This is a genomic window from Geovibrio sp. ADMFC3 (assembly GCF_054687035.1).
Map to the genome: position 1 here is coordinate 2940001 of NZ_BAAFZG010000002.1, position 12218 is coordinate 2952218.

Genomic DNA, 12218 nt, shown 5'->3' on the forward strand with positions numbered 1-12218 from the left:
GCTTCTCCCTGTATTTCATGCTTATTTTAATGGTATTATTTATTGTTAAGAAAAGACATGCATATATATTTAAAATATAGAGCTGTTTCGGCTGTTTTTCAGACAGAGACAGCGTTTTTGTTTTGAATATATCCGGGGAGTTTCCATTGTCTGTCACACGCCAAACGACACTTGGGGTCGTTCTGATAGTCTTACTGGCAATCTTCATGTTTACGGCTCTTTCCGTTATTCATGTCAATAAAGATCTCTCCTCCGCCATAGAATATAAACACAACAAAATAGATCAAATGCTCGCTCTTCAGTCTGAGGAGTTTGAAAGAGCTTTAAGGAGCAGGTTCAGGGCTCTTCTTTCAGATTACTACCTCCGTGAAGTGATGGCATCCAAGGACAAGGAAAGAATCCGTCTTTATTTCAATGAGAAGTACAGCGCTCTGGTCGGTGAATATCATACAGAAGTTGTGGTTCATATACATGATGAAAACGGCAGATCATTCATGCGTATGCACGCTCCGGGGCATCTGAACTATATGGGTTATCCCAGACCGATGATAAAGGAAGTTGCGGAACAGAAAGAACCCAGATTCGGTTTTGATTTGGGCTGTTACGGTCTTTATTACAGATATGCGGAACCTGTGTTTTATATGGGTGTTTTTGTCGGAGTGGCTGAAATAGGAATCGGAGTGGATTATCTGCTTTCCAGAATGAAAAACACCCTTGATTTGGAAATGGGGCTGTTTATTCCGGCAGAAAAGGCGGAAACTCTCTGTTTTGAACCCAGAGCTGAAAGTCTTGATGGTGAGAGGCTTCTTAATGTGTCCAATGATGAGTTTATCCATATTTTCAATAAAGCAGACTTCTCAAAAGGGGTCGCAAAAGAGGTAGAAGAAGACGGCAGAATATACCGTGTTCACATGGGGCATTATCTTAAAGGATATAACGGGCAGAAAATTGCCAGCATTGTTACCTTTCAGGACATAACTTATGAAAAAGACGCCATAGGTCACTTTCTGAAACTCGCCGTTATTATGGCGCTGCTTTTGATGGGCGTGACGGTTCTTTTGATGAAAAACTCCTTCATGCGGATAATAAGCGACTTGGAAAAAAAGTATAAGGAAAGCAAATCCAGAGAGAATTATCTGGGTGAGATAATAGCCAACTCGCTCAATGAAATATTTATATACGATATAGACACGCTTCGCTTTGTAGAGGTGAACAGGGGCGCATGCGAGAATCTGGGTTATACGCATAGCGAGATACTTCAGATGACAACTCTGGATATTAAGCCTCAGATGAGCTACAGCCAGTTGAGAAAGCATATGATGCCTGTTTTGCAGGGGAAAAATGCCACTGTAATGTTTGAGACAGTTCACCGCAGAAAGGACGGAACCCTTTATCCGGTTGAGATACATATTCAGAAAACCTCACTTCATGGACGGGATGTTATGATGGCTGTGGTGCTTGATATAACCCAGCGTAAGGACGTGGAAAACAGGCTTAAGGCTCTTAATGATGCCCTTGAAAAAAAGGTGGAGCAGGAAACGGAGCGCAGGCTTTTCAGCGAAAAAATAATGATGGAGCAGAAGAAGTTTATAGATATGGGGCAGATGATAAACGCTGTTGCCCACCAGTGGCGCCAGCCTCTTAATGCGCTGGGGCTGTATGTTCAGGATATGAGAGAAACCCATTACAGTCAGGGGCTTGATGATGTGTACGTGAATCAGATAGAGTCGGACTGTATGCACATAATCAACCATATGTCAGACACAATAGATGATTTCCGCCGTTTCTTTGCTCCGGATAAAAGCGCAGAACCCTTCGAGATAATTGTATCTGTTATTGAAACCATACGCCTTGTGAGCGCACAACTTACCTCATCAAGCATTAATTACAAGATAATATGCAAATGCGGTGAGCAGACATTCCTTTCTGAAAACTCTGTGGAAAGCCCGGACTGTATAAAACATAAAACTCTCGTGGACGGTTACGAAGGTGAGTTTAAGCAGGTGCTTCTTAATATTATTCATAACTCAAGGGACGCTATAGTAGAAAGAAAGCTTACTGAATCTGATGATTTTCAGGGCTTTATAGAGTTTGAGCTTGATGCGGGCGGTGAAAACATTCTCCTTCTCATAAAGGATAACGGCGGCGGCATACCTGAAAAAGTGATTCAGAAAATCTTTGACCCCTACTTCACAACCAAAGAAGAAGGCAAGGGAACAGGGATAGGTCTGTACATGTCAAAAAATATAATTGAACAGCATATGAAAGGTTCTTTAAGCGCAGAATCAAAGGACGGCTGCGCCGTTTTCAGGCTTGTTCTTAAACATGCGGTGGTGAGAAATGGCGGCTGAAATATTGAGGGCTAAGATACTTTATATCGAAGACGATGCCCTGACTAGAATGCTTATGGTACGGCAGCTTAAGCTTTATTTTTCTGATGTTTTCGAGGCAGCAGACGGTAGAGACGGACTTAAGGTTTTTTTCTCATCTGCGCCGGATGTAATCATAACTGATTTATCAATGCCTCATATGGACGGATTTCAGCTTGTGGAAAAGGTCAGAGCCTGCGGCAGCAGCACAAAGTTTATAATCACCACAGCCTTCAGAGAGGAAACCGCCTCCCTGAAAGACTGTGAAATTCTTTTTAAACCGATAAGCTTCGCGGATGTTTATGCCAGTGTTACAAAGCTTTTGAAACTTCAGTGACTTAACTGACCAAGCCTTTCCAGCCAGAACTGGTATTCTTCTGATGATACTTCCGACTGCCAGAAGCCGGTGAGTATTGCTGCTGTTATGCTTGCCCAGAATATTATGAATACAGCTAGGGTAATATATCTGTAGTCTGTTTTGTAAGTTTTCAGACATTTATCATTTGCCCGCACTCTCACGCAGTCGTGGCAGCCTATACACTCCGGTGAATGAACTGTTCCCGCCTTATGAACCTGAATATCCATCGGGCACACCTGAGTACACTTCATGCAGTTTATGCAGGCATCTTTATCTCTTTGTATTTTAAAAGGCGAAATCATTGAAATAAGCCCCATCAGCGCACCGTAAGGGCAGAGAAACCTGCACCAGAAATTTCGGAAGAGAAGTCCCAGAATCATAAGCACGGCAATAACTATAAGCGTGGTACGTGAGGGATCAGCAAAGAAATCCATCATTTTGGCATCGGATACTTTATTATAAGGAGCGTTAAGAAAGCCCTCTATTGATGGAAGAGACATCTGAATCAGGATTATATAAACAAAGAAACCGAGCAGAAGATATTTCAACAGGAACAAAGGGTAGGCGGCAAACCTGTGTATTTTGATATTTTTCCCCACGCTGCCTACTGTTTCGGAGATTAACCCTATCGGGCAGATGTATCCGCAGAATCCTCTTTTAAAAACGATACTGATTAAAAGAAAGACAATCAGCAGTGTGAGACCCGCCGGATGCACCATGTCATAATTTCCGCTCATAACAAATCTCTTAAGCCCCATCAGTGCGCTTATAGGGAGAAATGCTTCAACGCCGCCCGGTTTTACTGCGGATGTATCTCCGGCTCTTAATGCTCCAAGGAAAAAGAAAAACCTTATGCCGATGTAAATAGTTGTTAAAAGGAAGAAATATTGGATAACTCTTCGTACTGCAATGCTGTCCGATTTGAGAAATCCTGTTACTTCCCTGAAAATACTTTTCATTAAAATCTCCTTTTTAATAAAATGTTAGGGCATCATAGCCTTAAATTTTATTTCTATAATTGATCCCGAACAAAAAACAGCAAATTAGTTCCCTTAAATGTATAAAATATAACCAGTGGTTCTTGATGATAAATAGTTTATAGATAAGGAAATTTGTTTCAAAATAGAACAATACTGACAAAATTGTAAAAAATGTTGTGATAACCGCTTAAAATTTAGGCAGCAGCGTTGTAATAAATCTTCCAAAAGCTTGTTTTTCGTGGATTTATCAATGGCACAGGCATTGCTTATTAAACTCACATGGAAAAGAGATTAAGCTACTATAAACTTCTTTTGAATACAATATACGATATAAGCCTTGAACTGAACTCAAAGGTCAGTGAGAGTGCTGCGCTTCAGAATGTTATGAATATTATGAGCAATAACCTTAACATTCAGAACGGTACGATTCTTATCTTAGAGCCTGAAACAGGACTTCTTGCCCCTAAGGCGTCCCACGGTCTCAGCCGTGCTGCTTTGGCAGAGATGTTTTACAAAAGCGGCGAAGGCATGGTGGGAAAGGTGTTTAAGTATGGTTTTCCCATAATGCTTCACGATATAAGCCTTGAACCGGATTTTGAAGATAAGATAAAGCGGAAGGACAGCGAAAAAACAAGTTTTATCGCTGTTCCCATAACTAACGGGAGTATCAAAATTGGTGTTCTCGCAGTGGACAAACACTATCATGAGGTGGTGAGTTATGAAGCAGAGGTGGATATTCTCAAGATGATCGCCGCTCTTCTGGCATCTTTCATGCACAAAATGTCCCTGATAAATAACGAGAAAAAAGAACTGATAGAGGAAAAAGAACGTCTCCGCAGCGAGGTTGTCGGAAAATTTTCAGTGAAAGGACTCGTGGGCGGCAGCAAAGTGATGCAGGAAGTCTTTAAAAAGATCTCGCAGGTTTGCCGCACAAAAACCACGGTTCTTATAAGAGGCGAAAGCGGTACGGGAAAGGAAATGGTGGCAAAAGCCATACATTACTCCGGAGACCGGTCACAGAAAGCATTTGTAGCGGTAAACTGTGCTGCTATCCCCAAAGAGCTGATAGAGAGCGAGCTGTTCGGCTATAAAAAAGGCGCTTTCACGGGTGCCAATGCAGACAAAAAAGGCAAGTTTGAGCTTGCCAACGGCGGAACGATTTTTCTTGATGAAATAGGAGACATGCCTCTGGAAGCGCAGAGCAAGCTGCTTCGTGTGCTTCAGGAGATGAGCATCGAACGTGTGGGCGGCTCTGAACCTACGCCTATTGATGTGAGAGTGATCGCCGCAACAAACAGAAACCTTGAAAACGCTGTGCGTTCCGGCGAATTCAGGCTGGATCTTTACTACAGGCTGAATGTTGTCTCCATCTTCCTGCCGCCTCTCCGTAAACGCAGAGAGGATATACCGGAACTTGCCGGAACAGCCCTTGATAAATTCAACGCAAACTACGGAACAAAGCTAAAGATATCTCCCGATGTTTTCCCTCTGCTGATGAAATGCTCATGGCCGGGCAACATACGTGAGCTTGAAAACTGTATAGAGCGTGCTGCTCTTTCTGTAACAGGAGATGTTATCACGCCCGAAGAGTTCACCTGTTCCAGAGGTGAGGTCTGTCTTGCTCAGTTGATGGACAACAACGGGGATACCGGATGCGGTGAACATGCTGTCTGTATTGAGTCTTTGAACATGGATATGAACGGTGAGCAGAAGTTCTTCTGTGAGCATTTTCCTAAGGCCGGAGAAAGGCAGGAAACTGTGAACCACGCCAAACCTCAGTCAGAAATGCCCCTTGCTGTTGATGATGAAAAACAGATGGTGATAGACGCCCTTGAAAAAACAGGCTGGGTTCAGGCTAAGGCAGCAAGACTTCTTGGCATGACCGTACGCCAGATCAACTACCGCATAATGAAGTTCGGAATCGAAGTTAAGAAAATATAACAAACAGAACCCCTACAATTAATGTAGGTAAGCTTACAAAAACAGAACAAGAAATTCTCCGGTGCGTGTAAGTTATTGATAAAAATGGTGTTCATGACTGGCACGCCGCTTGCATTAGTATCTGTCAAAAGAATAAGGAGGATTTCAATGCCCTATATCACAGGAATTACCAAAGACGGCGGAACATGGACGCCTGAATTCGTTATGGCGGTTGACAACGAAAAATGTATCGCATGCGGACGCTGTTACAAAGCATGTAACTATAATTGTCTCAGCCTTCACGAAGATGATGACGATGATTCTGCAAAAAGATACATGGTTCTTGAAAACGACGGAGACTGTGTAGGCTGCAAGGCTTGTTCCGTTGCCTGTCCTAAAAAGTGTTTCACACACGCACCCATGGAGGCTTAATATGGAATTCAGAGAAAACCAGAAAGTCAGAGTTCTCGGCTGCACGAAGAGTGACGGAACCTGCGCAGGCTGCAACCGTGGTAAAGTGGTCGCCGAAGAGGGAGAGGAAGGTTTTGTCTGCCAGATTACGGAGTTCCTCTTCGAGCCTGTAGTAGTGGTTCATTTCCTTGAAACCAACAAAAAAGTCGGCTTCAGGAAGCATGAGCTTGAAATAATTGAAGATTACGATCCGGACTCTATGGTCTGGATAAAAATTAAAAAAGACGGTTCTCAGAATACGGTTTCAACATCGTAGCGCCCGCCGATTACAAGGTACTCCAGCTCTCCGCTGAAAGACCTTTTGGGAAGGGCTTCTGAGAAGTAGACTATCTTTGTGTAAGGCACTTCAGCCTTAATTATCTTACTGCCGAACTGTTCTGCTATTTCCTTTTCCGAAGTGAATGAGGAGAGAGAGTTCAGTTCGATGCAGTATTTTCTTTTTGAGAGCTGGCTTATGATTATGTGGTCGCTCAGGTCATTCACCCCTCTGTAAAGGGTTATGGAAGGAACATGATTTTCACAGTATGCCTTAATAATTGTCTGGGTATATGTATAAAGGAGGTCAAGCTGGGAAAACATGCTGTTTTTGTTTGTTCTGGAGTTCATCCACTCCTGAAGATAATCGTAATACTCCTTGGAGTAAAGACCGGGAATACTCTGACCATGATAAAACGGGATAAGTCCGAATCGGTTTTCAACCCATCCCTTCAGCACTGCTCCGGCAGAATTGTTGGAGTCAAAAAGCCAGCTTTTCAAAAGCCTTATATAGCTCCCCACCTTTTTGCCGTTTACACGTTCCTCCAGCGCAAAAAGCTCATTCATATAGCTTTCAAAAAATGCAGAGGCATCATTAATACTGCCTGCGGAGGCAACAATCTCGAAAAGCCTGCGGTGATACTCCACCACCCCGTCGATTATAATGGGCGTAATGCCGACATTATATTCCCTGCTTACAAAAAGTTTTGCAGGAATGTTTATTTTGTTTGTGCTGTGGTAATAAACACCTGCTTTATGGCTGTCATCAAGATTGATCATATCGAAATATGCCAAGACAAAGGAAAGTTTGCAAATGAAAAATGAAGTTTTTGAACGGTCGCTTGCTGCATATATCTGTTTTGCCATAGGTGATGCTCTCGGAGCAACAACAGAATTCATGCTTCCGAGGGAAATAAAAGAAAAATACGGCATACATGATAAAATAATCGGCGGCGGCTGGCTTCGTTTTAAACCGGGCAATGTCACAGATGATACGGAAATGTCCCTCGCCCTCGGTGAAAGTATTTTGGAAACCGGCGGATACTCTGTTCAGGGAGCTGCTGAACACTTTGCAAAATGGATGAAGAAAAAACCTGTGGATATAGGCAGCACAGTGAGAAGGGGGATTGTCAACTTTATTACAAAAGGTTCTGTTGTATCCCTTTACTCAACATTTTCTGCCGGAAATGGCGCAGCAATGCGGAATCTGCCCGTTGTGCTGTATTGTCTGAAGGACTGGAAATGGTTTGAGGAGATGACAATATCCCAATGTCACATAACTCACAATAACGAACTGTCCGACATGGCAACCCTTGTCCTTGGCGAAGTTACAAAGGTTCTGATAGAAACAGGAGACAAAAAAGCAGCTCTTGAGATTGTCTCGGAGCTTATCAAAAAAGACCCTTCATTCTCACATTCAAAATACAACGGCGAGGCATCAGGCTATATTAAGGATACGTTCAGAACTGTGATGCACTATTTCTTCGACTCTGACAATCTGTACGAAACAATTGTCAGAACCGTTAACCAGGGCGGAGATGCAGACACCAACGGAGCAATAGCCGGAATGCTTGCAGGCGCCCTTTACGGCATGGAAGGCATACCCTCCAAATGGCTCAAGGCGCTGGATCAGGATGTGGTAAAGCTTATAACAAAACAGACTGAAGATTTATTGAATGCGCCTATGGATGTGATTTTATTGTAACTTTTGTAAGCTTACCCCTTCAAACCATACAAAAACCTTACAAATCAGTTTTTATTAGATCTTACAAAACATGACAATTCTTTATTATTAATAATTTACCTTTTTGGCACACTTCTTGTTTATAAAGTTATAAGATAATAAACCGGAGGTTTCGGATCATGGGTAAATTAAGACAGATAGCTTTTTACGGTAAAGGCGGTATCGGTAAATCAACTACTTCTCAGAATACTATTTCCGCTCTCGCTGAAATGGGCAAAAAGATAATGATCGTAGGATGCGACCCCAAGGCGGATTCTACCCGTCTTATCCTTCACTCCAAAGCACAGGCGACAATTATGGAGCTTGCAGCCGAAAAAGGTTCAGTTGAAGACCTTGAACTTGATGATGTCCTGAAAGAGGGCTTCCTCGGCGTAAAATGCGTTGAGTCAGGCGGTCCTGAGCCAGGTGTAGGCTGTGCAGGAAGAGGCGTTATCACTGCTATCAACTTCCTTGAGGAAGAAGGCGCTTATGAAGATGAGCTTGACTTCGTTTCCTATGACGTTCTTGGTGACGTTGTTTGCGGTGGTTTCGCAATGCCCATCAGGGAAGGAAAAGCTCAGGAAATATACATCGTAGCATCTGGCGAGATGATGGCTATGTACGCTGCCAACAACATATCAAAAGGTATCCTTAAATACGCCAACTCCGGCGGTGTACGTCTTGCAGGTCTTATCTGTAACGAACGTAAAACTGACCGTGAAGACGAGCTGATCAGCGAACTTGCAAGAAGAATCAACACTCAGAGAATACACTTCGTACCCAGAGACAATGTCGTTCAGCACGCTGAACTTAGAAGAATGACTGTTATCGAATACGATTCAACATGCAAACAGGCTGACGAATACAGAGCCCTCGCAAACAAAATCAACGATAACAAAATGTTTAACATACCCACCCCTCTTACTATGGATGAGCTTGAAGGACTCCTTATGGAATTCGGTATCATTCAGGAGGATGACGCAGAGGTCGGAAAAGCGAAGAACGCTTAATTCCGCTATGGTTATGGCTTTCTTTTCAGCCGCTGCCGTTCATATCTTCCGGTGAGGATGCCACAGAAGCGGTGTGACCGCAGAAAAGAAGGCGGAAATTTTGAGACCTTTGACCGCAATAAAACGAGGTAAGCAGCATGAGCACATTAGATAAAAAACAGGCCGAAGAGTTTATAGAATCGGTCATCACTCAGTACGAGGAGAAAACCTATAAGGACAGAAAAACTCACATAGAGGTTGTAGAACCCGGACAGGAAAAATGTGCAGTTAAGTCCAACAGGAAATCCCGCCCCGGAGTTATAACCATGAGAGGCTGTGCATATGCAGGCGCAAAAGGCGTGGTCTGGGGTCCCATAAAAGATATTATCAACGTGAGCCACGGTCCTGTGGGATGCGGACAGTACTCATGGTCATCAAGACGTAACTACTATAACGGTACCACTGGTGTAGACAGTTTCGGTACTATGCAGTTTACGTCCGACTTTCAGGAAAAGGACATCGTTTTCGGCGGAGATGCAATGCTCAGAGCGCTTCTTCGTGAAGCCAACGAACTTTTCCCTCTTAACAGAGGCTTGAGTGTTCTTTCCGAATGTCCCATCGGTCTTATCGGTGATGATATTGAAGCAGTTTCAAGAGAAATCTCCAAAGAGATCGGCAAGCCTGTAATCCCCTGCCGCTGTGAAGGATTCAGAGGCGTTTCTCAGTCTCTCGGACACCACATAGCAAACGATACTATCCGTGACTGGATATACGAAAAAGACATTACCGGACAGAAATTTGAGAAAGGCCCTTATGATGTTGCCCTCATAGGCGACTACAACATAGGCGGCGACATATGGTCTTCAAGAAAAATCCTTGAGGATATGGGTCTTAACCTTGTTGCACAGTCAACAGGCGACAGTACATTCAGCGAGCTTGCAAACGTTGCGCAGGCTAAAGTGGTTCTTATCCACTGCTACCGTTCAATGAACTACATCTCACGCTATATTGAAGAGAAATACAATGTGCCGTGGCTTGAGTTCAACTTTTTCGGACCCACTCAGATTATCAAATCAATGCGTAAAATCGCAGAAATGTTTGATGACAAAATCAAAGAGAAGACAGAAAAAGTTATCGCTGAAAAATATCAGCCTTACTTTGACAAGATTGTCTCTAAGTTTAAACCCAGACTCGAAGGCAAGAAAGCAATGCTTTTCGTCGGTGGTCTGAGACCCAGACACACAATGCCCGCCTTCCATGATCTCGGTGTTGAGATAATGCTCACCGGCTATGAGTTTGCCCACGGTGACGATTATCAGAGAACTCTGGAATATGTGAATGAAACAACAATTATTGTTGACGACATGTCAGAGTTTGAGATGGACAACTTCCTTGAGAAGTACAAACCCGACCTCTTCGGTTCAGGTATTAAAGAAAAATACCAGACACAGAAATCCGGCATCCCTTTCAGGCAGATGCACTCATGGGATTACTCAGGACCCTATCACGGTGTGGAAGGTTTCGCAGTATTCGCCAGAGACATGGACATGGCAATTAACGGATCTGTGTGGAAAAACATTAAGGCTCCGTGGAAAGCTTAAGCTAACCGTATTAAGAGGTGCAACATGAGCAAAGATATAAAAATTAAAGATCATATAACTCTATTTAACGATGAACGTTTCTCTGAAATGTTCGACAGAAAGCGCGAGCTTTATGAAAACGCCGCAACTAAGGACGAGGTTGCTAAAACCCTTGAGTGGACACTTGGTGAGGAGTACAAGGATCTTAACTTTAAAAGAGAACACCTTGTAATCAACCCCCTCAAGTCCTGTCAGCCTCTCGGTGCGCTTTACGCAGCAATAGGTATAGATGACACTATGCCCTATGTACACGGTTCACAGGGCTGTGCAGCTTACTTCCGCTCGCACTTCTGCCGCCACTTTAAAGAACCTTTCCCTGCTGTTTCCGACTCAATGACGGAAGACGCTGCGGTTTTCGGCGGACACAACAACATGTATGTAGGTCTTGATAACGTTTACAAGCTCTACAAACCCGGCATGATAGCAATATGCACATCCTGCATGTCAGAAGTTATCGGTGATGACCTTAACAACTTTGTGAAAAACGCAAAGGAACAGGGCAAAATACCCGCTGATTTCCCCACTGCATATGCGCATACACCCTCATTCGTGGGTTCGCATATCAACGGATATGACAACATGATGCTGAGCCTTCTTTCTCAGATAGGCGAGAAAACAGGTGAGGTAAAAGACAGAATCAACGTTATTCTCGGATTCGACACTTATATAGGCAACTTCCGTGAGATAAAAAGAATCCTCGGTCTGTTCGGAGTGGACTACGTACTTATAAGCGACCCCTCCTACAACCTCGATTCACCCACTGACGGACATTACAAAATGTTCAACGGAGGAACAAAGCTTGCAGACCTTAAGGATGCACCTAACTCCAAGGCTACTCTTCTTCTCCAGAAATACTCTACTGCAAAAACAATAGAGTACATGGAAAAAGAATGGGGACACCCTGTGAAAGTGGTTAACCCCTTCGGTATCAAAGGTTCTGACGATCTTATGATGGCTATAGCCGAGCTTACCGGTAAGGAAATACCTGCTGAAATCGAAAACGAAAGAGGCAGATTCATAGACGCCATCGGCGATTCATACTTCTGGGTACACGGCAAGAGCTTCTCTCTTAACGCTGACCCTGATTATGCAATAGGTCTTACAAGATTTGTAATGGAACTCGGCGGGGACATAAAACACGTTCTCCTCACTAACGGTTCCAAGGACTGGGAAGCAGAAATTAAAGGAATACTCGCTGAATATCCTCAGGGTAAAGATGCGGAAGTTTACGCTAACAAAGACATGTGGCATTTCCGCTCACTCCTTGCGACAGACCCTTCCGACTTCATTATCGGAAACACTTTCGCAAAATATCTCATGAGAGATACAGGCATTCCGCTTATAAGAATCGGTTTCCCCCTGTTCGACAGACAGTTCCTCCACAGATACCCCACAATCGGGTACATGGGCGGACTGAACCTCCTCAACTGGATTGTTAACACTATCCTTGACGAGACAGACAGGAAAACTATGTACACTACAAGCTACGACGTAATTCGTTAGTATCTTAAAA

At 43.6% G+C, this 12218-nt stretch carries 11 protein-coding genes; 9 read left to right on the forward strand and 2 right to left on the reverse strand.

The window, feature by feature from the left end:
* The first annotated feature begins 146 nt into the window (after nt 1-146).
* Both ACYRYY_RS14345 and ACYRYY_RS14350 read left to right on the forward strand, forming a co-directional pair.
* A complete protein-coding gene (locus tag ACYRYY_RS14345) occupies nt 147-2351 on the forward strand; it encodes a PAS domain S-box protein (protein ID WP_460216280.1) in 2205 nt (734 codons plus the stop codon).
* The gene (locus ACYRYY_RS14350) at nt 2341-2706 is read left to right on the forward strand and encodes a response regulator (protein ID WP_460216281.1); all 366 of its coding nucleotides are present in this window, start codon (nt 2341-2343) and stop codon (nt 2704-2706) included. Before ACYRYY_RS14345 ends, ACYRYY_RS14350 begins: the two co-directional genes overlap by 11 nt.
* Here ACYRYY_RS14350 and ACYRYY_RS14355 read toward each other — a convergent pair.
* Complete coding sequence (locus ACYRYY_RS14355; protein ID WP_460216282.1) at nt 2700-3686, reverse strand: 4Fe-4S binding protein; 987 nt, start codon at nt 3684-3686, stop codon at nt 2700-2702. The two genes, ACYRYY_RS14350 and ACYRYY_RS14355, sit on opposite strands and share 7 nt — an antisense overlap.
* A gap of 300 nt (nt 3687-3986) precedes the next feature.
* Between ACYRYY_RS14355 and nifA the strand changes: the two genes are divergently transcribed.
* The 3 genes from nifA (at nt 3987) to ACYRYY_RS14370 (ending at nt 6354) form a co-directional block, all read left to right on the forward strand.
* Nucleotides 3987-5648: a nif-specific transcriptional activator NifA gene (gene nifA, locus ACYRYY_RS14360; RefSeq protein WP_460216283.1), complete on the forward strand. Its 1662-nt coding sequence runs from the start codon at nt 3987-3989 to the stop codon at nt 5646-5648.
* A gap of 147 nt (nt 5649-5795) precedes the next feature.
* Nucleotides 5796-6059: a ferredoxin III, nif-specific gene (gene fdxB, locus ACYRYY_RS14365; protein ID WP_460216284.1), complete on the forward strand. Its 264-nt coding sequence runs from the start codon at nt 5796-5798 to the stop codon at nt 6057-6059.
* Nucleotide 6060: 1 nt separating this feature from the next.
* Complete coding sequence (locus ACYRYY_RS14370) at nt 6061-6354, forward strand: nitrogen fixation protein NifZ (protein WP_460216285.1); 294 nt, start codon at nt 6061-6063, stop codon at nt 6352-6354.
* On the opposite strand, the gene ACYRYY_RS14375 is transcribed toward ACYRYY_RS14370, so the two are convergent.
* Nucleotides 6330-7133 (reverse strand): NAD(+)--dinitrogen-reductase ADP-D-ribosyltransferase, encoded by an 804-nt coding sequence (locus ACYRYY_RS14375; protein ID WP_460216286.1) that lies wholly within the window; start codon nt 7131-7133, stop codon nt 6330-6332. The genes ACYRYY_RS14370 and ACYRYY_RS14375 overlap by 25 nt on opposite strands.
* Nucleotides 7134-7167: 34 nt before the next feature.
* Between ACYRYY_RS14375 and draG the strand changes: the two genes are divergently transcribed.
* The 4 genes from draG to nifK all read left to right on the forward strand — a co-directional run bounded on the left by draG (nt 7168) and on the right by nifK (nt 12208).
* Entirely contained in the window at nt 7168-8058 is an 891-nt protein-coding gene (gene draG / locus ACYRYY_RS14380; protein WP_460216287.1) for an ADP-ribosyl-[dinitrogen reductase] hydrolase, read from the forward strand.
* A 158-nt stretch (nt 8059-8216) separates the two neighbouring features.
* Nucleotides 8217-9086, forward strand: a complete 870-nt coding sequence (nifH, locus tag ACYRYY_RS14385) for a nitrogenase iron protein (protein WP_460216288.1) — start codon at nt 8217-8219, stop codon at nt 9084-9086.
* Nucleotides 9087-9223: 137 nt separating this feature from the next.
* Nucleotides 9224-10666, forward strand: a complete 1443-nt coding sequence (gene nifD / locus ACYRYY_RS14390; RefSeq protein ID WP_460216289.1) for a nitrogenase molybdenum-iron protein alpha chain — start codon at nt 9224-9226, stop codon at nt 10664-10666.
* A 24-nt stretch (nt 10667-10690) separates the two neighbouring features.
* Nucleotides 10691-12208: a nitrogenase molybdenum-iron protein subunit beta gene (gene nifK / locus ACYRYY_RS14395; protein WP_460216290.1), complete on the forward strand. Its 1518-nt coding sequence runs from the start codon at nt 10691-10693 to the stop codon at nt 12206-12208.
* Nucleotides 12209-12218 lie beyond the last annotated feature (10 nt).

Bases quoted from the DNA above. Each gene is read 5' to 3' on its own strand.
- ACYRYY_RS14350 (WP_460216281.1), top strand. From the start codon at position 2,341: ATGGCGGCTGAAATATTGAGGGCTAAGATACTTTATATCGAAGACGAT.
- ACYRYY_RS14355 (WP_460216282.1), bottom strand. From the start codon at position 3,686: ATGAAAAGTATTTTCAGGGAAGTAACAGGATTTCTCAAATCGGACAGC.
- nifA (WP_460216283.1), top strand. From the start codon at position 3,987: ATGGAAAAGAGATTAAGCTACTATAAACTTCTTTTGAATACAATATAC.
- fdxB (WP_460216284.1), top strand. From the start codon at position 5,796: ATGCCCTATATCACAGGAATTACCAAAGACGGCGGAACATGGACGCCT.
- ACYRYY_RS14370 (WP_460216285.1), top strand. From the start codon at position 6,061: ATGGAATTCAGAGAAAACCAGAAAGTCAGAGTTCTCGGCTGCACGAAG.
- ACYRYY_RS14375 (WP_460216286.1), bottom strand. From the start codon at position 7,133: ATGATCAATCTTGATGACAGCCATAAAGCAGGTGTTTATTACCACAGC.
- draG (WP_460216287.1), top strand. From the start codon at position 7,168: ATGAAAAATGAAGTTTTTGAACGGTCGCTTGCTGCATATATCTGTTTT.
- nifH (WP_460216288.1), top strand. From the start codon at position 8,217: ATGGGTAAATTAAGACAGATAGCTTTTTACGGTAAAGGCGGTATCGGT.
- nifD (WP_460216289.1), top strand. From the start codon at position 9,224: ATGAGCACATTAGATAAAAAACAGGCCGAAGAGTTTATAGAATCGGTC.
- nifK (WP_460216290.1), top strand. From the start codon at position 10,691: ATGAGCAAAGATATAAAAATTAAAGATCATATAACTCTATTTAACGAT.